This is a genomic window from Pseudomonas oryzicola (assembly GCF_014269185.2).
In the GTDB taxonomy this organism is placed as follows: domain Bacteria; phylum Pseudomonadota; class Gammaproteobacteria; order Pseudomonadales; family Pseudomonadaceae; genus Aquipseudomonas; species Aquipseudomonas oryzicola.
Genome location: NZ_JABWRZ020000002.1, coordinates 284,473 through 302,565, shown reverse-complemented (window position 1 = coordinate 302,565; position 18,093 = coordinate 284,473). Strand labels below are relative to the sequence as shown.

At 62.2% G+C, this 18,093-nt stretch carries 17 protein-coding genes; 2 read left to right on the top strand and 15 right to left on the bottom strand.

All coding sequences use genetic code 11. The features are described from left to right. Positions 1–11: 11 nt before the first annotated feature. The 5 genes from gcvH to HU760_RS19430 all read right to left on the bottom strand — a co-directional run bounded on the left by gcvH (position 12) and on the right by HU760_RS19430 (position 4,388). Complete coding sequence (gene gcvH, locus HU760_RS19450; protein WP_186673290.1) at positions 12–395, bottom strand: glycine cleavage system protein GcvH; 384 nt, start codon at positions 393–395, stop codon at positions 12–14. A gap of 336 nt (positions 396–731) precedes the next feature. Continuing rightward, a complete protein-coding gene (locus HU760_RS19445; RefSeq protein WP_186673288.1) occupies positions 732–2,186 on the bottom strand; it encodes a TrkH family potassium uptake protein in 1,455 nt (484 codons plus the stop codon). Between the two features lie 153 nt (positions 2,187–2,339). Then, positions 2,340–2,912: a histidine phosphatase family protein gene (locus tag HU760_RS19440; protein WP_186673285.1), complete on the bottom strand. Its 573-nt coding sequence runs from the start codon at positions 2,910–2,912 to the stop codon at positions 2,340–2,342. 3 nt (positions 2,913–2,915) lie between these two features. Beyond that, a complete protein-coding gene (locus tag HU760_RS19435) occupies positions 2,916–3,962 on the bottom strand; it encodes an SDR family oxidoreductase (RefSeq protein WP_186673283.1) in 1,047 nt (348 codons plus the stop codon). Between the two features lie 3 nt (positions 3,963–3,965). Next, positions 3,966–4,388 (bottom strand): ester cyclase, encoded by a 423-nt coding sequence (locus tag HU760_RS19430; protein ID WP_186673282.1) that lies wholly within the window; start codon positions 4,386–4,388, stop codon positions 3,966–3,968. A gap of 117 nt (positions 4,389–4,505) precedes the next feature. Here HU760_RS19430 and HU760_RS19425 point away from each other — a divergent pair, with 117 nt between their 5' ends. After that, positions 4,506–5,375 carry a LysR family transcriptional regulator gene (locus HU760_RS19425; RefSeq protein ID WP_186673280.1) on the top strand — a complete coding sequence of 290 codons (870 nt, stop codon included), beginning with the start codon at positions 4,506–4,508 and terminating at the stop codon, positions 5,373–5,375. Between the two features lie 11 nt (positions 5,376–5,386). Here HU760_RS19425 and gcsR read toward each other — a convergent pair whose 3' ends face one another. The 7 genes from gcsR to HU760_RS19390 form a co-directional block, all read right to left on the bottom strand. Next, positions 5,387–6,895 carry a transcriptional regulator GcsR gene (gene gcsR / locus HU760_RS19420; RefSeq protein ID WP_186673278.1) on the bottom strand — a complete coding sequence of 503 codons (1,509 nt, stop codon included), beginning with the start codon at positions 6,893–6,895 and terminating at the stop codon, positions 5,387–5,389. A gap of 81 nt (positions 6,896–6,976) precedes the next feature. After that, on the bottom strand, positions 6,977–7,345 hold the full coding sequence (locus tag HU760_RS19415; protein ID WP_186673276.1) for a DUF5064 family protein: 369 nt from the start codon (positions 7,343–7,345) through the stop codon (positions 6,977–6,979). A gap of 56 nt (positions 7,346–7,401) precedes the next feature. After that, positions 7,402–8,331 (bottom strand): carbamate kinase, encoded by a 930-nt coding sequence (arcC, locus tag HU760_RS19410; protein WP_186673274.1) that lies wholly within the window; start codon positions 8,329–8,331, stop codon positions 7,402–7,404. A gap of 117 nt (positions 8,332–8,448) precedes the next feature. Further along, positions 8,449–9,459, bottom strand: coding sequence for an ornithine carbamoyltransferase (locus HU760_RS19405; RefSeq protein WP_186673268.1), 1,011 nt, complete (start codon positions 9,457–9,459; stop codon positions 8,449–8,451). A gap of 68 nt (positions 9,460–9,527) precedes the next feature. Continuing rightward, positions 9,528–10,781 carry an arginine deiminase gene (gene arcA / locus HU760_RS19400; RefSeq protein ID WP_186673266.1) on the bottom strand — a complete coding sequence of 418 codons (1,254 nt, stop codon included), beginning with the start codon at positions 10,779–10,781 and terminating at the stop codon, positions 9,528–9,530. 33 nt (positions 10,782–10,814) lie between these two features. After that, on the bottom strand, positions 10,815–12,242 hold the full coding sequence (arcD, locus tag HU760_RS19395) for an arginine-ornithine antiporter (RefSeq protein WP_186673264.1): 1,428 nt from the start codon (positions 12,240–12,242) through the stop codon (positions 10,815–10,817). Positions 12,243–12,317: 75 nt separating this feature from the next. Continuing rightward, positions 12,318–12,548: a hypothetical protein gene (locus HU760_RS19390; protein ID WP_186674052.1), complete on the bottom strand. Its 231-nt coding sequence runs from the start codon at positions 12,546–12,548 to the stop codon at positions 12,318–12,320. Positions 12,549–12,676: 128 nt separating this feature from the next. On the opposite strand from HU760_RS19390, the gene arcD (HU760_RS19385) reads away from it, so the two are divergent. Beyond that, a complete protein-coding gene (gene arcD / locus HU760_RS19385) occupies positions 12,677–14,104 on the top strand; it encodes an arginine-ornithine antiporter (protein ID WP_186673262.1) in 1,428 nt (475 codons plus the stop codon). Here the strand turns inward: arcD (HU760_RS19385) and HU760_RS19380 are convergent. The 3 genes from HU760_RS19380 to HU760_RS19370 form a co-directional block, all read right to left on the bottom strand. Next, positions 14,084–14,497 (bottom strand): YbaN family protein, encoded by a 414-nt coding sequence (locus HU760_RS19380; protein WP_186673260.1) that lies wholly within the window; start codon positions 14,495–14,497, stop codon positions 14,084–14,086. The two genes, arcD (HU760_RS19385) and HU760_RS19380, sit on opposite strands and share 21 nt — an antisense overlap. 56 nt (positions 14,498–14,553) lie before the next feature. Beyond that, complete coding sequence (locus HU760_RS19375; RefSeq protein WP_186673258.1) at positions 14,554–15,147, bottom strand: biliverdin-producing heme oxygenase; 594 nt, start codon at positions 15,145–15,147, stop codon at positions 14,554–14,556. A gap of 201 nt (positions 15,148–15,348) precedes the next feature. Continuing rightward, entirely contained in the window at positions 15,349–17,937 is a 2,589-nt protein-coding gene (locus tag HU760_RS19370) for a TonB-dependent receptor (RefSeq protein WP_186673256.1), read from the bottom strand. Positions 17,938–18,093 lie beyond the last annotated feature (156 nt).

The following is an 18,093-nucleotide window of genomic DNA, read 5'->3' as shown; positions in this document are numbered from 1 at the left end:
GGCGGGGCTCCTCAGGCGTCGTCGTTGGCTTTGATCAGGCGCTCATAGGCGTCCTGGTCGAGCAGGGCGGATACGGCGCTGGCATCGGCGGGGATGAAGCGGAAGAACCAGCCTTCACCCAGCGGGTCTTCGTTGACCAGTTCCGGTCTGTCTTCGAGCTGGTCATTGATCTGCACCACTTCACCGGTCAGCGGCATGTACACGCCGCTGGCGGCCTTGACCGACTCGACGGTGGACGCTTCGCTGCCTTTCTCATACTGCTGCAACTCTGGCAGTTGCACGAAAACCACATCGCCAAGGGCGTTCTGGGCGTAGGCGGTAATGCCCACGGTAACGCTGCCATCGGCTTCGACGCGCAGCCATTCGTGATCTTCAGTGAAACGCAACTCGCTCATGGGAAATCCTCGGGAAGCAGGGGCGTTGGGCGCGGTGGTCCCGCGCTCTTGGGGTAGGATTTCCTTAGCAAAAACGCGGCCAATCAATTAAATTCGTTTTAAATCAACTGGTTATATATTTTTGCGGATTTTGCCGCGCCCACGATGGAATGAAAACGCTACACGCAATCACTGCGGGAAAAGCGTTTGGGGATCAAACCCTTGTCCAGCCCTTCCCGGATTGGTCTGTAGCGAATCCATTACGATGTAATGAAATGGATACAGTGGCTAGTCGACGATGGGCAGGTAGCACAGACTGTCGCGCCTGAAGCTCCTTGCAGGCGCGTGTCCTTCTGCCTAGAAGCGCCAGAATGCGGGGGCAACCAGTACCAGCACGGTAAGGATTTCAAGCCGGCCGAGCAGCATCCCGATTGTCAGCAGCCACTTTGCCGCATCGGGCAGTGAAGCAAAGTTGCCGGCCGGTCCGATCAGATTGCCCAATCCTGGCCCAACATTGCACACGGCGGTGGCTGCACCGCTCAAGGCGGTGGTCCAGTCCAGCCCAATCAGGGTCAGCAGCAGGGCGATCACCGCGATGGTGATGAAGAAAAAGAACGAGAAGGTCAGCAGCGAACGCACGATGTCTTCGTCGATGGGATGGCCATTGTACTTTTTCGAAATCGTCGCGCGCGGGTGGATCAACTGCTTCAGGCTGCTGACCAGCAACGATGCCGCCACCTGGAAGCGGAAGATTTTCAGCCCCCCGGCCGTCGACCCGGAGCAGCCCCCGACGAACGTCAGGTAGAAGAACAACAGCACGGCAAAGCTGCCCCACAGCGTGTAGTCACCGACCGCAATCCCCGTCGTGGTGACCACCGAGGTGACATTGACCGCCACGATCCTCAACGCATCCCACCACGGCAAGTCGCTGTGCCAGCACAGCCAAGTGCCCACCGTGACCGATACGAAAGCCAGAAAGCCGAGGAAGCCGCGCACCTGATGATCCTTGATCAAGGCCCGGCGATGGCCGCGCAAGGTCGCCACATACAAGGTGAAGGGCAGGCTGCCGAGGATCATGATGACCACGGCCACCCAATGCACTGCGGGCTGGGTCCAGTGCCCGAGCGATGCATCGGAAGTCGAGAAGCCACCGGTCGAGATCAGCGACATCGAATGATTGATCGCTTCGAACGGGGTCATTCCGGCGATCCACAGTGCCAGCGTGCCGACTGCGGTGAGCCCCAGGTACACCGCCAGAATCATCTTCGCCGCGACATGCGAGCGTGGTGTCACTTTGTCCGACCAGTCCGAGGACTCGGTCTGGAACAGGCGCATGCCACCGACGCGCAACAGCGGCAGGATCGCGACGGCCATGCCAATGAAGCCGATACCGCCTAGCCAGTGCAGCATCGAGCGCCAGATCAACAGCCCGGGCGAGGCGCTGTCGAGGCCTGTCAGTACCGTAGAGCCGGTGGTGGTGATGCCCGACATGGTTTCGAAGAATGCATCGGTGTAGCTGATGTGCCGAATCAGCACCATGGGCAAGGCGGCGAACGCGCAGACCACGATCCAGCTCGCCGTGGTCAGGAAATACATGTCCCTGGCCCGGATCTGCGGCGCTTCAGGCACGCCACGGGCTACCAATACCAGGCCAGCGCACAGTGCGATCAGGCTCGACCAGAGAAATGCCCCCAGATCGTCGCTACGGCTGTGCAGGATCAACGTGGCCATGGGCACGATCATGCTCAGGGACAACGTGATCAGGAAGACACCGATGATGAAGGCGATGAAGCGCAGCGCGGGCAGAGGCATCGAACAAGCTCACTTGGGTTATGCCGGGCAGTATTTACAGCGCCACGGCATTGTCGAGTAAAAAAACCGTAAAGGTCATGACCCGGCCGTCGCATGGTAAGGGCTGTCCGACAGTCTATCAGCGGTGCGTTTGCTTCATGGGGCTTTGCCTGCTCAGTTCGAGCCCTCAATGCGCTTGGCAAGCACGACTGCGCTCCAATAGTGGCTGCCATTGCGGCTTTGGCGAGTCCACCCCTGTGCCATCAGTTGCTTGGCAATCATCCGGTTCATGAAGCCATGACCTAGCAGCAGTACCGGCCCCTCGCCGGCAAGTGATAACAGCCGTTGCGCTGCCATGCTGGCACGAAGCTTGGCAGCGCTGACGGTTTCGACATCCCGCGAGTAACCGCACAACCACAGCAGGCGAAGGATGAAGGCCCAGGTAAACGGTGAAAGTCGAGGTAGCCTCCATTGGCCATGGGGCAGCTGCGCTTCACAAAAGAGCGCATCGACGTGGCTGGGCTCAAGACCGAGCGCCTGCAGCGAGCTCAATGCACGTGGCGCGGTGCTCGATACGATCACCCTTGCCGTCGTGGCAAGCTGCCGGCTGGTGGCCGGGACGGGCTGGTCGGTGATTCCGGCGCGGTTGTAGCCGTCGATCCAGCCCTGCATATCCAGTGCGGACATTTTCTTACCGGCAACCAGTGCCGGCTGGCCGTGGCGCATCAGGATTATTTCCCTGTCCATGGGTTATTGGCTTTCCTGTTCCGTGAGCGAGCCGTGTTCTGCAAACCAGCCGTGGTCTCGATACCACGCCACGGTATCGGCGACAGTCAGCTCCAGTGCCCTGAAACTCAGGCCAAGCGCCTGTTCGCTTTTGCTGTGGTTGAAACGCGTACGGTCGTTTTCCCGGACCAGCAGGCGCAGCGTGGCCAAGCTTAGCAGGATGGGCTTGCCGGTGAACCGCGCATACATTTCCTGGACTGCGGCCAGGCAGAACAACAACGGCAATGGCAAATGCCGTTTCGGCGCCCGTACGCCGGCCAGACGGCTCACTATCGGTACCAGTTCGGCCATGGTCATATGCCGCCCGGCGGCCAGGTAGCGTTCACCGCTGCGTCCTTGTGTGGCCGCGGCAATCTGCGCCAAAGCCACATCGCGGGCGTCCACCACCGAGAAACTACCCGGGATCAAGCCAGGCAGTTTGCCTTGCACCACATCGTTGACCAGTTGCCCGGCCGACGTAGGGCCGATGTCGCCCGGGCCCCACATCCAGCCTGGAAGCACCATGCAGGCGTGCATGTCGGGGTGGGCTTGGAGAAACGCAGCTACCACGCGGTCGGCGAGGATCTTGCTGCGGTAGTAATCATCGGCATTGGCTTCGGCCCGCAGGCATGTCTCATCGATCGACGTGCCAGGTGCCCCGTCAAGCACAGCGATGGACGAGGTATGAACGAACCGTCGGATGCCGGCCTGGTAGGCCTGTTCCAGCAGGCGGCGGGTACCGCTCACATTGATCTGCTCAAGCGCTTGCCAATGGCTGCCGCCTTTGTAGTTGTCCCGAAAGAACGCTGCCGTATGGAATACCGTATCGCAGCCATGCAGCGACGCCGCAAAAGCGTCGACATCGGCCATGTCGCCTTCAACCAGCTCCACTTCGGGCAGGTCAGCGAACTGCTGTTGGCCCTTTGCGCTGGAGCGCACCAGCCCTTTGACCATGTAGCCACGTGCGACCAGTTCACGCACCAGGTTGTTGCCCAGCAGGCCGGTTGCACCGGTAACGAATACATCGTGCATGGCTCAACCCTCGGCCTGTTCGGCAGACGGCTGCAACGTGGCGCTGTCGAAAAATACCGTTTCGCGAACCGCCAGGCCGTTTCTGAAGGTGAAGTGGGCCGCATACTGCACGCAGACCCGACGCCCGTGGGCCGGAACGATCACCCCTGCTGGCAGCCACAGTGGGGCGCTGAAGGTGCCGGTCAGGACGGCAGTCACTGCCAGCCGATCGTCCGAGACCATGAAGGGGGTCAGGGCCACCTGGGCATCAGGGAATGCGCTGAACAGCGCCATCTCGCGGGCACGCATCGCTTCACGTCCGGTTTGCCTGGTCATGCCATCCAGGTAAACGAAGTCTTCATCAACCAATGCCAGCAGCCCTTGCACATCGCGCTGGTTGAAGGCGTTGGCGGCACGCAGGGCATAGTCCTCGGGGCCAGTCATCATGCATTCCATTCCATCCGTTCAGAGATGGTTCAAGGTACCCCCGCGCATGCTGTCGAAAAACAGCGGCTGTTGCATAATCGCTTTGCATATTTGCAGACCAGGGAGAGTCCAGGGCATATGGCATTGCAAGAAAACTGGGATGATCTTCGGTTGCTGCTGGCAGTAGCGCGGCGTGGCAGCTTTCTTCGTGCAGGCGAATTGCTGGGAATCGCGGCGTCGACCGTGTCGCGTCGCCTGACCCAGCTTGAGGCCGCGTTGGGCGAACCGCTCGTCGAGCGGGGGGTAGAAGGTTGCCGGCTGACCTCACGGGGCCAATCGCTGGTCGAAGTAGCCCTGGCAGCGGAAGCTGGCCTGCGCCGGCAAACGCGTACCGGCGCAGCCGAGCTGTCTTGCGAACTTTCTGGCACCGTCCAGGTGAGCGCGGGTGACGGCTTCTCGACTTGCGTGCTGGAGGCGGCCAAGCGCTTTACCTGCCTGCACCCGGCTTGTTCAGTGGAACTGACCGTGACCGCCGACTTTCACAAGATCGCCCGCGGGGTGGCGGACATTGCCGTGCGCACGGTCCACCTGGGCGAGCCCTCACTGATCTATCGGCCCATAGGGCGGCTTGGCTATGGCGTGTTCGCCGCTGCTGGTTATCTGCAGGGGTGTCCGGACGTTACTCCGGCGACGGCGGTCAATATCGGCCTGCTGCCGCCGCTGGACGCACTACCGCAACTGCGTGCGGCAAAGGCAGGGGGGCTGGACCGGGCGCCGATACGCGTGAGTTCGTTCACCGCACAACTCGAATCGGTGAGACGGGGCATGGGGGTTGCCGTACTGCCGAGGATACTGGCGAACGACCTGATCGAGCTGTTCCCGGAGCTGCGTCTGCCAGACATGGATGTGTACATGGTTACCCGCCCTCAGGCCCTGAAGCAGGCCCACATAAAGGAGTGTTTTGCAATCCTTGAGCAGGTGCTGCAGGAGGCTCTGGGAGCGGGCTGAAGAACATTCGATCAAGCCTTGCCCGGTATTCCATATTTACGCAGGCGCTGGGCAATGGCGGTGTGCGAGGTTTGCAAGCGCCCGGCCAGTTGCCGTGTCGATGGGTAGCTGGTGTAAAGGCGTTGCAGCAACTCGCGCTCGAAATCGGCCACGGCCCGCTCCAGGCTGGTCACTTCGCCATCCTGGCCACGTGCCACCGAAGTGCCGGCGATATCCAGGTCGCCGATATCCACCAGATTGCCCTCGCAGATGGCGGCAGCGCGGAAAATCACGTTCTGCAACTGGCGCACGTTGCCTGGCCAAGGGTTGGCCAGCAGTGCGGCATGGGTCGCCGGGGCCAGCCGGCAGGGCGGACGCTGGATTTGCGTGCAGGCCTGTTGCATGAAGAAATGCGCCAGCATCAGGATATCCTGGCCTCGGTCGCGCAGCGGCGGTACCTGCAGGTTGAGCACGTTGAGGCGGTAGAACAGGTCTTCACGGAAGCTGCCGTCGGCGACCATGCGTTGCAGGTCACGGTGGGTGGCGCTGATGATGCGTACATCCACCTTCACTTCGCGGTCGCCGCCTACCCGGCGGAAGCTGCCATCGCTGAGAAAACGCAGCAGCTTGGCTTGCAGGTACGGGGACATTTCGCCGATTTCATCGAGAAACACCGTGCCCTGGTTGGCCAGCTCCATCAGCCCGGGCTTGCCACCTCGTTGCGCGCCGGTGAAAGCGCCCGGGGCGTAGCCGAACAGTTCGCTTTCGGCCAGGCTCTCGGGCAGTGCGGCGCAATTCAGGGCCAGGAAAGGCGCCGCGTGGCGGCTGCTGATGGCGTGGCAGGCGCGGGCTACCAGCTCTTTGCCGGTACCGGTTTCACCATGCACCAGCAGCGGCGCATCGAGCGTCGCCACACGCAGGGCGCGGGCCTTGAGGGTACGAATGGCCGGCGACTCGCCGAGCAAGGCATCGAAGCCCTCGGCATGATCGTGGTGCAGGGCCGACAGGCGTTCGCCCATGCGCGTGGGCGGGTACAGCGTCAGCAGGCCGCCGGCATTGGTGATCGGCGTGGCGTCCAGCAGCAGGCTCTGCCCATTGAGCTGCATCTCGCGCATGGGCAGATGAAAGTTGTTGTCCTGCAGCGCCTGCAGCAGTGCCGGGTCGCCGAACAGCTCGCCCACCGAGCGCCCTGCGGATTCGCGGCCGCACAGTTCGATCAACGCCGGGTTGGCCAACAGCACCTTGCCGGCACTGTCCACGGCCAGTACCGGATCGCTCATTGCCGCCAGCAGCGCATCGAGCTGCAGGTGGCGGCGTTGGCCGGGAAGGATGTCGACTACATCCACCGATTGCACGCCCTGTACCTCGAACAGCGCGTCGTGCAGTTCTTCGAGCACGGCGGGGCTGAGGGTGGGTGCGTCGATGTAGACGTTCGGCGGGACCATCTCCACTGCGTCCAGGTTGAGGTTGCGGGCACCGAGCAGGGCAAGGACTTCCTGGGTGATGCCGACGCGGTCGATGAAGCTGACGTGGATGCGCATGGGGAGCTGCGGTGGTGGCTGGGGAGGAGGGTAGTATGCCTTAACATCGTCGGGGCCGCAGAGCGGCCCCGGATGGTGGCATCACTCCAGATGTTCAGGCTTGATCGGGTCGCCCGACTTCACATCGAGTTTTTCGCGAATATCCGAGAACATATGGTCGTAGAGTTTGTGCGGCGAACCCAGGCTTTCGAATTTTTTCGGCGGCGCCAAGTATGACTGGGCCTTGCGGCTCAGGACCATGAGAAAACTGGGTAGCACCTGGTCCTTGGCCAGGAAGAACTTTTCTTCCACTGGCTTGCCCTCGATGCTGCCATGCATGTGAAACTGGATGCCTCTGCCTTCCTTGGGGTCCGACGCTGCCTCGTATTCGATGTTCAGGTCATAGCTGTGGTCGTTCTTGTTCAGCGCGGTGCGCTCGATGTGTACATGACCGGGGTGGTACTGGGCCATGGCAAGCTCCTTTGGAAGGTCGAAAATGGCGGGCATCAGGCGCCCGCCCACTGCATTCAACGGTAGCTGATACCCGGCTTCGCGGTGGAAACGCGTGTACCGGCGGTGCCTTTGACGATGTCCTCGATGTTTTCCAGCGAACTGATCACCGCCACCTTGCCGGTGTGGCGGGCAAAATCGCAGGCAGCCTGCACCTTGGGGCCCATGGAGCCGGCGGCGAAACCCAGGCGCTCGAGTTCGTCGGGGTGGGCCTGGGCGATGGCTTTCTGCGTGGGTTTGCCCCAGTCAATGTAGGCGGCATCGACGTCGGTGGCGATTATCAAAAGGTCGGCATCCAGTTGCTCGGCCAGCAGGGCCGAGCACAGGTCCTTGTCGATCACCGCCTCGATACCTTTGAGCTTGCGGTTTTCGTCGTACATGGTGGGGATGCCGCCGCCGCCGGCGCAGATCACGATGCTGCTCTTTTCCAGCAGCCACTTGATCGGGCGGATCTCGAAGATGCGCTTGGGTTTCGGGCTGGCCACCACGCGGCGGTACTTGTCGCCGTCGGCCTTGACCACCCAGCCTTTCTCCTTGGCCAGGCGCTCGGCCTCATCCTTGGCATACACCGGGCCGATGAACTTGGTCGGGTCCTTGAAGGCGGGGTCGTCGGCGTCCACTTCCACCTGGGTCAACAGGGTGGCGAACGGCACTTCGAAGTCCAGCAGGTTGCCCAGTTCCTGCTCGATCATGTACCCGATCATGCCCTCGGTCTCGGCACCGAGCACATCCAGCGGGTAGGCCTCGTCGGGCTTGTAGGAAAGCCCTTGCAGCGACAGCAGGCCGACTTGCGGGCCGTTGCCGTGGGCGATGACCAGTTCATTGCCAGGGTGGATCTTGGCGATCTGCTCGGTGGCGGTGCGGATATTGGCGCGCTGGTTCTCAGCGGTCATGGGCTCGCCGCGACGCAACAGGGCGTTACCGCCCAATGCAACAACGATACGCATGGGGAATGTCCTTTAACGAAATTGAGCGGTCGCTGCACGGAGGCGGGTGGTTTCCCTGTGGGAGCGGGCATGCCCGCTCCCACAGGTACCGTTCACTTCCCGGCAGACGGACCAGACTTACAGGTCAGCCAGGGTCGACACCAGGATCGCCTTGATCGTGTGCATGCGGTTTTCTGCCTGCTCGAAGGCGATGCAGGCCGGCGACTCGAACACGTCGTCGGTCACTTCGATACCGTTGGCCAGGTCCGGATACTGTTCGGCGATCTGCTTGCCCACCTTGGTTTCGGAGTTGTGGAACGCCGGCAGGCAGTGCATGAACTTGGTCCGCGGGTTGCCGGTGGACTTCATCAGTTGCGTGTTGACCTGGTACGGTTTGAGCAGCTTGATGCGCTCGCCCCAGGCCTCGATCGGCTCGCCCATCGATACCCAGACGTCGGTGTGCACGAAGTCCACGCCTTTGACCGCGGCCACCGGGTCTTCGGTGAGGGTGATACGCGCGCCGCTTTCCTCGGCGTACTTGTGGCAACGCTCGACCAGGTCGTCATGCGGCCACAGTGCCTTGGGCGCGGCGATGCGTACGTCCATGCCGAGCTTGGCGCCGATCAGCAGCAGCGAGTTGCCCATGTTGTTGCGGGCATCGCCCAGGTAGGCATAGCTGATGTCGTGCAGCGGCTTGTCGCTGTGCTCGCGCATGGTCAGCACGTCGGCGATCATCTGGGTCGGGTGGTATTCGTCGGTCAGGCCGTTGAACACCGGTACGCCGGCGAACTTGGCCAGCTCCTCGACGATTTCCTGCTTGAAGCCACGGTACTCGATGGCGTCGTACATGCGCCCGAGCACACGGGCGGTGTCCTTCATGCTTTCCTTGTGGCCGATCTGCGAGGAGGTCGGGTCGATGTAGGTGACGTTGGCGCCCTGGTCATAGGCGGCCACTTCGAAGGCGCAGCGGGTACGGGTGGAAGTTTTTTCGAAGATCAGCGCGATGTTGTTGCCCTTCAGGTGCTGTTGCTCGGTGCCGGTGTACTTGGCGCGCTTGAGGTCGCGGGACAGGTCCAGCAGGTAGCGCAGCTCACGGGTGGTGTGGTGTTCCAGGCTGAGCAGGTTGCGGTTGTGAATGTTGAACGCCATGACTTGTCTCCTTGAGTTTGGTGAACGCACCGGCCGCCGCTGGGTGTGGGCGGCCGGGGGTATGGTCGTTAGTAGTCGATCGGGTCGCGCACGATCGGGCAGGTCATGCAATGGCCGCCGCCCCGGCCCCGGCCCAGTTCACCGGCGCTGATGGTGATGACTTCGATCCCGGCCTTGCGCAGCAGGGTATTGGTGTAGGTGTTGCGGTCGTAGCCAATGACCACCCCCGGCTCGATGGCCACCACGTTGTTGCCGTCATCCCACTGTTCGCGTTCGGCGGCGAAGCTGTTGCCGCCGGTTTCGACCACGCGCAGCTTGACGCCCAGTTGCTCGCCCACCACCTCGATGAACGACTTGTGTTCGCGGCGCACGTCCATGCCGTATGGCTTGCTCTCGTCCGGGCGGATGATGAACGGCACGATCTCCTTGACCACTTCCGGGAAGACCGTGACCAGGTCGCGATCGCAGAAGCTGAACACGGTATCCAGGTGCATGGCGGCACGCGATTTGGGCAGGCCGGCAACAATGACCTTTTCCACCGCGCCCTTGGCGAACAGGTTCTGCGCCAACTGGCCGATGGCCTGGCGCGAGGTGCGCTCGCCCATGCCGATCAGCACGATGCCCTTGCCGATCGGCATGACATCGCCGCCTTCGAGGGTGGACTGGCCGTGCTCCCTGTCCGGGTCGCCGTACCACACCTGGAAGTCGGCGTTGGTGAACTGGGGGTGGAACTTGTAGATGGCAGTGGTCAGCAGGGTTTCCTGACGTCGCGCCGGCCAGTACATCGGGTTCAGTGTCACGCCGCCGTAGATCCAGCAGGTGGTGTCACGGGTGAACTGGGTGTTGGGCAGCGGTGGCAGGATGAAGCTGGAGTGGCCCAGATAGTCGTTGTACATCTTGACCACCTCGGCACCTTCGCTTTGCGGCAGGTCCTGGCCGGCAACGCCGCCAATCAGGAACTCGGCCAGATGGCGCGGCTCGAGGCTTTCCAGCCAGCTGCGCACCTCGTTGGTCAGGCCGACGCCGACGGTGTCGGGGGTGATCTTGCGATCGAGAATCCACTTCAGCGCTTCGGGTTGCTGGACGATGTCGGTCAGCAGGTTGTGCATCTCCAGCACATCCACGCCACGTTCGCGCATCTTGGTGACGAAGTCGAAATGGTCACGCTTGGCCTGGTCGACCCAGATCACGTCGTCGAACAGCAGCTCGTCACAGTTGCTCGGCGTCAGGCGCTTGTGCGCCAGGCCCGGCGAGCAAACCATCACTTTGCGCAGTTTGCCGGCTTCGGAGTGGACACCGTACTTCTGTTTTTCAGCGGACATGGTTTCATTCCTCCAATTGAGCGAAGACGTGGGTCAAAGGGTCAGGAAGCCGTCGTACAGGCCGAAGGCTGCCACCAGGGCACCGATGACCACGGCTGCAAAGATCAGTTTTTCCACGTTGGTAAAGACAGGCTGGCCTACTTCACGCTTGGCCTTGGCGAACAGGATCGCGCCAGGTGCGTAGAGCAGGGCCGAGAGCAGCAGGTATTTCACGCCGCCGGCGTACAGCAGCCAGATGGCGTACACCAGGGCGATGCCACCGATGACCAGGTCTTTCTGCCTTTCGGCCAGGGCCTGTTCGTAGGTTTCACTGCGCACTGCCAGCAGTACGGCATAGGCTGCCGACCACAGGTAGGGCACCAGGATCATCGACGTGGCCAGGTAGATCAGCGACAGGTAGGTGCTGTTGGAGAACAGCGTGATCACCAGGAAGATCTGCACCATGGCGTTGGTCAGCCACAGGGCGTTGGCCGGTACCTGCTTGGCGTTCTCGCGGCGCAGGAACTCCGGCATGGTGTGGTCCTTGGCGGCGGCGAACATGATCTCGGCGCACAGCAGCACCCACGACAGCAGGGCGCCGAGCAGCGAGATGACCAGGCCGACGCTGATCAGTACCGCGCCCCAGTGGCCGACTACATGTTCCAGCACGGCAGCCATCGACGGGTTCTGCAGCTTGGCCAGTTCCGGTTGGGTCATGATGCCCAGCGACAGCACGTTGACCAGTACCAGGAACAGCAGCACGGTCACGAAGCCGATCACCGTGGCCTTGCCCACGTCGGTGCGTTTTTCCGCCCGCGCCGAGAAGATGCTCGCGCCTTCGATGCCGATGAACACCCACACGGTGACCAGCATCATGTTGCGTACCTGGTTCATCACGCTGCCCAGCTCGGGCGTGCCCAGGCCCCAGATGTCGGCGGTGAATATGTCGAGTTTGAAGGCGAACAGGCAGATCAGGGCGAACAGCACCAGCGGCACCACTTTGGCGATGGTGGTGACCAGGTTGATGAATGCCGCTTCCTTGATGCCGCGCAGCACCAGGAAATGCACTGCCCACAGCAGCACCGAGGCGCCAATGATGGCAGCCGGGGTGTTGCCTTCACCGAAGATCGGGAAGAAGTAGCCCAAGGTGCTGAACAGCAGCACGAAGTAGCCGACGTTGCCCAGCCAGGCACTGATCCAGTAGCCCCAGGCCGAGGAGAAGCCCATGTAGTCGCCGAAACCGGCCTTGGCGTAGGCATACACCCCGCCATCCAGGTCAGGCTTGCGGTTGGCCAGGGTCTGGAACACGAACGCCAGGGTCAGCATGCCGACCGCGGTGATGGCCCAGCCGATCAGTACTGCGCCGACCCCCGCGCTGGCTGCCATGTTTTGCGGCAGCGAGAAGATCCCGCCACCAATCATCGAACCGACGACAAGTGCAACTAATGCGCCGAGCTTTAGTTTTCCGGATGAATCAGACATTTAACAACTCCTGCCAGGAGAAAGTTGACGACAGAGTAAATCCGACGCCGCTGCCATACGCTGACTTGGGTCAGTTCATGGCGACGTGAAGTGCGAAAATACCTTCACGGTACTCCTGGAGAGTGCCGACAGCTTCTGCTGCAGGCCTTGCGCGCTGGCACCTCCATGTCCTTTTAGAGCAAACGCTCTGTACAGCCTGCGATGCTTGACGCTAGCCTTTTTTGCCGCTTTCGCAAATTTTTTTGCAGGAATTTCGAGTTTTACCGGGCGCTTTTCTAGTTGCCCGGTAGCTGCCGATTTTTCCATAAGCGTGTCATAGACAAAGCAGTTATGAGTGCTATAGCTTTCTACACCGGGAAGATTATAAGTAATGTTACTTATATGGCCCGCATGGCTGTTTCAAACCTGTGACAGCGCGCAAGAAAAGGAGACACATGAGCGAACCGGGACAGAAGCTGCGCCTGGGCGCGCTGATCGCGCTGGTGGTCGGCTCGATGATCGGTGGTGGGATCTTCTCGCTGCCGCAGAACATGGCGGCGCGTGCGGAAGTGGGGGCTGTGCTGATCGGCTGGGCCATTACCGCGGTCGGCATGCTGGCGCTGGCATTCGTGTTCCAGACCCTGGCCAACCGCAAGCCGGCGCTGGACTCAGGGGTATACGCCTACGCCAAGGCCGGCTTTGGCGATTACATGGGCTTCTCTTCGGCATGGGGTTACTGGATCAGCGCCTGGCTGGGCAACGTCGGCTACTTCGTGCTGTTGTTCAGCACCTTGGGGTTCTATTTCCCCGTGTTTGGCGAAGGTAACACGCCGATTGCCATCGGTTGTGCCTCGCTGCTGCTGTGGGCGGTGCATTTTCTGGTGCTGCGCGGCATCAAGGAAGCGGCGTTCATCAACCAGGTGACCACCGTGGCCAAGGTCGTGCCGTTGCTGATCTTCGTGGTTATTGCAATATTCGCCTTCCGTGCCGACATCTTCACCCGGGATATCTGGGGCCTGGGCAACCCGCAGTTCGGCAGCGTGCTGGAGCAGGTGCGCAACATGATGTTGGTGACCGTGTTCGTGTTCATCGGCATCGAAGGCGCCAGCGTGTATTCCGGGCGTGCCCAGCGCCGTTCGGATGTGGGCAAGGCCACGGTGATCGGCTTTCTCGGCGTGCTGGCGCTGCTGGTGCTGGTCAACGTGCTGTCCTTGGGCACGATGACCCAGCCGGAGCTGGCCGGGTTGCAGAACCCGTCGCTGGCCTCGGTGCTGGAGCATATCGTCGGGCCCTGGGGCGCTCTGCTGATCAGCATCGGCCTGGCAGTTTCGCTACTCGGCGCGCTGTTATCGTGGGCGCTGCTGTGTGCCGAGATCCTTTACGCCACGGCGCGGGACAAGACCATGCCGCGTTTCCTGGCCAAGGAAAACGCCAACCATGTGCCGGCCAACGCGCTGTGGCTGACCAACTGCATGATCCAGGGTTTTCTGCTGATCACGCTGTTTTCCGCTGGAACCTACACCAGCCTGATCTACCTGGCCTCGTCGATGATTCTGGTGCCCTATCTGTGGTCGGCGGCCTACGCCGTGCTGCTGGCGGTGCGCGCAGAAACCTACGCCGGGCAATCGGCGCTGCGCCGCAAGGACCTGCTGGTGGCGTTGGTTGCCCTGCTGTATGCCATCTGGTTGCTCTACGCTGGTGGCCTCAAGTACCTGTTGTTGTCGGCGCTGCTCTATGCCCCAGGGGTAATCCTGTTCGCCAGGGCCAAACGTGAACAGGGCCAGAGCTTGTTCACCCATTGGGAAAAACTGATTTTCGCCGCTGTGCTGGCAGGCGCCGCGTTAGCCGCCTACGCCCTGTACTCAGGGCTGCTGAGCTTGTGATCGGGCCGGGCAAGGATGTTCCGGGCGTGACCAGATCCACAGGTTGCCCAAGGTCATGCCGGCAATGGCCAGGTACACCGGCCAGTGGTGTTCCAGCAGCGCCAGCATCAGGCCCGCGCACAGCAGCATGCTGAGTGTCGCGCTCACTTTTGCTCGCCGCTGGATCACCTTGCCATTGCGCCAGTTGTACAGGATCGGCCCGAACAGCCGGTGGTTTTCCAGCCAGGCCGACAGCCGTGGCGAACTGCGGGTAGCCGCCCAGGCAGCCAGCAGAATGAATTCGGTGGTCGGCAGGCCGGGAATGGCAATCGCGACCAGGCCCACGCCCAGGCTGACATAAGCCAGGATCGCATACAGCAGGCGGGCGAGTTTCGAGCGGGCGGGTCGGGTCATGGTCTCACTGCATAAAAAGCGGTTCGACCACCGACAGGGTGGCCGGGTATGGCGTATCAAGCCAGTGCGGCATCTGTAGCATAGGCGTGCCTGAGCAGCTCGGTGAAGCGCTCGAAGGCAGCCACTGCGCCGCGCTCGGCGGCAGTCTCGTCGTCGGCCGACAGCGCCAGGCCATCGAGAATACGGGTGAACTGTTTCCAGCCTTCGGCCCGGCCACCGGCCGGCTCGCCGAGGTGGCGAGCACCGAAGCTGTCGGACAGCCCCAGGGCCATGGCGCGCTTGATCAGAAACGCCGCGCCCAGTTTGGAGCCTTCGGAGACGAAGATCCAGCCCATTGCCTCGCCCAGGCCTGGATTGTGCAAGGCACCTGGCACGGCTGGCGGCACGTCGGTGTCGAGGTCGGCGAGGTCCTGGCGGGCCTGCTCGGCACGGCAGCGCTGGGCCAGGTCGGGGACGATGGCGGTCAGTTGCGGGTCGTTGTACAGGGCCTGCAATTCGGCCTGGAACAGGTATTGGGCGACCACGAAACGGGCAAAACTGTCGCGGCTATCGAAGGGCGCGTGGGATTTGACCAGGGCATCCAGCTCGGCGTGCGGGGCATGGGTGATCTGGTTCAGGCGTTGGGAGCGCAGGGCTGGGCGGTCGGTCATGGGGCAGTCCTTGGAAAAGGGGCGTCTAGGGACAAGACGAAATAGCGGGGGTGGGACAGTAAAAAAATCGGGATTTCGTGTTGCCTGTACTGGCCTCTTCGCGGGCATGCCCGCTCCCACAGGTTCATCGCAGGCCCAAGGCTTGCGCAGTATCTGTGGGAGCGGGCAAGCCCGCGAAGAGGCCGGCACAGGCGCAAGGGGTCAGATATCCCAAACCACATTGATGCCGAAGTTGCGCCCCGGCATGGTCAGGCGGTCGATGTTGGCCGGCTGGGTCACGGCCGCTTCACCCTGGCCGTCGTAGCTGCGTACCGAATCCCACTGCCAGTACTTCTTGTCGGTGAGGTTGTACAGGCCGGCGTTGATGGTCACATCGTCGGTGACCTTGTAGTAACCGGTCAGGTCCAGCACCCCGTAGCCTGGGGTGCGGAACTTGCTGCTGGAGCCGTCGGGCGAATAGAAGGTGCTGTCATCGACGCGGGTCTTGCGCTTGACCAATGTCCAGCTCAGCAGGCCGCCGTAGTGTTGTTGTTCGTAACCCAGGCCGAACACGCCCTTGAGCGGGTTGACGCTGTTCAGCGGCGCGCCAGTGTCATCGTTGCGGCCGTAGGTGTAGGCAATCGAGCCCTGGCCATAAAGGCCCTGCGGTGCGCCGAAGCGGTCGAGGTTCAGGCGGCCCTTGAACTCGGCGCCCTTGATGGTGGCGTGCTTGATGTTATTGGCGCGGAAGGTCTGTTCCAGGTTGGCGCTCTGCACGGCGTCTTCATCGATAAAGTCGCGATACTTGTTGTAGAACACCGCCACATCGAAGCTGCCGGCATCGAAGTTGCCACGCAGGCCGGTTTCGTAGCTCTTGCTCTTCTCCGGTTCGAGGCCTGGGTTGCCTTCCACGCGGTAGCCCTGTTCGAGGTTCTGGAATTTCCCGAACATGGCTTTGGCGGTCGGCGTGCGGAAGCCTTCGGCGTATTGGCCGTACCAGGTGTAGTTGGCATTGAAGGCGTAGGTCAGGCCGAACTTGGGCGAGACACGGTGCCACTTCCTGGCGGAGTCGTCCTGGGAGGTCGGCGCTGTACCGGTGGCTTCCAGGCCGCGCAGGTATTCCTCGGTGAACCTTGGCTCCATGCGTGTGTAGTCGTAGCGGGCACCGGGCAGGAAGGTCCAGTCGTCCCAGCGGATTTCATCCTGCAGGAACAGGCTGTAGGTGTTCACGGTCGGGTCCGGGAAATCGCTGACCAGAGCCTGGCCATCGGCCGGGCGGTCAGCGCCGGCCGCGGAACAACCTGCGCCAACGGCCAGGCAGGTACCGGTGCCGCTGCGCGAGCCGGTAACCTTTTCGTGCCTGAGGGTGGTGCCGTAGGTCAGCAGATGGTCGCTGGCGCCAATGCTGAAGGCCTTGTCCAACTGCGCGTCGAACACCCACTGGCGGTCCTTGTAGGTGGTATCGCGGGTGCGCAGCACCTGGCGGGTGAAGGGGGCGTAGATTTCCTCGGTGTGCTGGTCGGTCTTGGCAATCTGGTAATTGAGGCTCCACTTCAGGTGGTCGGCAACATGCGATTCCAGGCCTGACTCATGGCTGATGCCGAAGCGCTCACGGGTAATGGTGTCGTTGCCGGTGCGCGCTTTGTAGAACCCCATGCCATTGGCGCCGCCGATGAACGGCCCGCCCACCGCGCTGAGGATGTTCTGGTCGCGGTCATCCTTGTAGTGCTCGTAGGTAAAGCCCAGGCGAGCATTTTCGGCGTAATCCCAACCCAGCTTGGCCAGCACATTGGTGGTGCGCGCGTCCATCGGGTTGGCTTCGCTACGCGACAGCCCGGCGCCGCTGTGGCCGCCGTGGGTCTCGGTTTCGTGGCCGTTGCGCTGGCTCAGGTGCAGCAGGCTGTCGAAGTCACCCTGGCGAGCGGCGACAGTGGCGGAAGTCAGCCAGCTTTCGTCGGCCGAGCTGTAGCCGCTCTTCAGGCGGGCGCCCACGTCCTTGCCGGGCTTGATGATGTCGTCCGGGTCGAGGGTGAAATAGCTGACCGCGCCGCCGATGGCGTTGCTGCCGTACAGCACCGAGGCCGGGCCGCGAAGGATTTCCACGCGCTTGACGATTTCCGGGTCGACGTAGTTGCGCTGGGTCTGGGCGTAGGGGCCATAGAAGAAGCTGTCGGGGATCGACACCCCATCGACCTGGGTAAGGATTCGCTCACCGTCGATGCCACGGATGTTGTAGCCGTTCAGGCCGCTGCGCTGGCCGGTGCCAGCCACTGACACACCTGGCTCATAGCGCACCAGGTCGTGGATGGTGTTGACGTTCTGCCGGTCCAGTTGTTCGCGGGTCTGCACGCTGACGGTACTCGGCACCTGGCTGACGTCCTGGGCGCTGCGGGTGGCGCTGACGGTGACTTGCTGCAGCGCGACCACGTTGCTGCCAGCCTGGCGTTCGAGCACCACATTGCCGTTGCCGATCTTGCGCAGGCCCAGGCCGGTGCCGTGCAGCAGGCGCTTGAGTGCGGCTTCCGGCAGTAGCGAGCCCTGCACCCCTGGCGAGACTATGCCATCGGCCAGTTCGGCGCTGAAGCCGACCTGCCAGCCGGTGACCTGGCTGAACGCATTCATGGCCGTCACCAGCGATTGTTGACCGATGTTGAAGCGGTATTCGCCCATGCGCGGGCTACTGGCCGGGGCCGGCTCGACTGCTAGCGCCGGCAGGCTGCAGGTGCCGCTGGCGAGCAGGGCCAGGGTCAGCAGGGACAGTGGCCCTGTACGACGGGGAAGGGTGGAGGGGCGGGTAAGACCTGTGGACATCGGAAGCGCTCCCTGACGCGCGGGCTGTTATAGGTGTTGGCTGTTCCTGTGTTGGAACAAGAATCAGTCGCATTGGCTATAACGAGACGGGCGGGGTAGCGTTACTGCGTAAAAAAAGTTGGATTGCGCTCTGGCGGTCTGTATCGCGATTTCTGT

Excerpts from the sequence above, each read along its gene's own strand:
- gcvH (WP_186673290.1), bottom strand. The coding sequence starts at position 395 with ATGAGCGAGTTGCGTTTCACTGAAGATCACGAATGGCTGCGCGTCGAA.
- HU760_RS19445 (WP_186673288.1), bottom strand. The coding sequence starts at position 2,186 with ATGCCTCTGCCCGCGCTGCGCTTCATCGCCTTCATCATCGGTGTCTTC.
- HU760_RS19440 (WP_186673285.1), bottom strand. The coding sequence starts at position 2,912 with ATGGACAGGGAAATAATCCTGATGCGCCACGGCCAGCCGGCACTGGTT.
- HU760_RS19435 (WP_186673283.1), bottom strand. The coding sequence starts at position 3,962 with ATGCACGATGTATTCGTTACCGGTGCAACCGGCCTGCTGGGCAACAAC.
- HU760_RS19430 (WP_186673282.1), bottom strand. The coding sequence starts at position 4,388 with ATGATGACTGGCCCCGAGGACTATGCCCTGCGTGCCGCCAACGCCTTC.
- HU760_RS19425 (WP_186673280.1), top strand. The coding sequence starts at position 4,506 with ATGGCATTGCAAGAAAACTGGGATGATCTTCGGTTGCTGCTGGCAGTA.
- gcsR (WP_186673278.1), bottom strand. The coding sequence starts at position 6,895 with ATGCGCATCCACGTCAGCTTCATCGACCGCGTCGGCATCACCCAGGAA.
- HU760_RS19415 (WP_186673276.1), bottom strand. The coding sequence starts at position 7,345 with ATGGCCCAGTACCACCCCGGTCATGTACACATCGAGCGCACCGCGCTG.
- arcC (WP_186673274.1), bottom strand. The coding sequence starts at position 8,331 with ATGCGTATCGTTGTTGCATTGGGCGGTAACGCCCTGTTGCGTCGCGGC.
- HU760_RS19405 (WP_186673268.1), bottom strand. The coding sequence starts at position 9,459 with ATGGCGTTCAACATTCACAACCGCAACCTGCTCAGCCTGGAACACCAC.
- arcA (WP_186673266.1), bottom strand. The coding sequence starts at position 10,781 with ATGTCCGCTGAAAAACAGAAGTACGGTGTCCACTCCGAAGCCGGCAAA.
- arcD (WP_186673264.1), bottom strand. The coding sequence starts at position 12,242 with ATGTCTGATTCATCCGGAAAACTAAAGCTCGGCGCATTAGTTGCACTT.
- HU760_RS19390 (WP_186674052.1), bottom strand. The coding sequence starts at position 12,548 with ATGGAAAAATCGGCAGCTACCGGGCAACTAGAAAAGCGCCCGGTAAAA.
- arcD (WP_186673262.1), top strand. The coding sequence starts at position 12,677 with ATGAGCGAACCGGGACAGAAGCTGCGCCTGGGCGCGCTGATCGCGCTG.
- HU760_RS19380 (WP_186673260.1), bottom strand. The coding sequence starts at position 14,497 with ATGACCCGACCCGCCCGCTCGAAACTCGCCCGCCTGCTGTATGCGATC.
- HU760_RS19375 (WP_186673258.1), bottom strand. The coding sequence starts at position 15,147 with ATGACCGACCGCCCAGCCCTGCGCTCCCAACGCCTGAACCAGATCACC.
- HU760_RS19370 (WP_186673256.1), bottom strand. The coding sequence starts at position 17,937 with ATGTCCACAGGTCTTACCCGCCCCTCCACCCTTCCCCGTCGTACAGGG.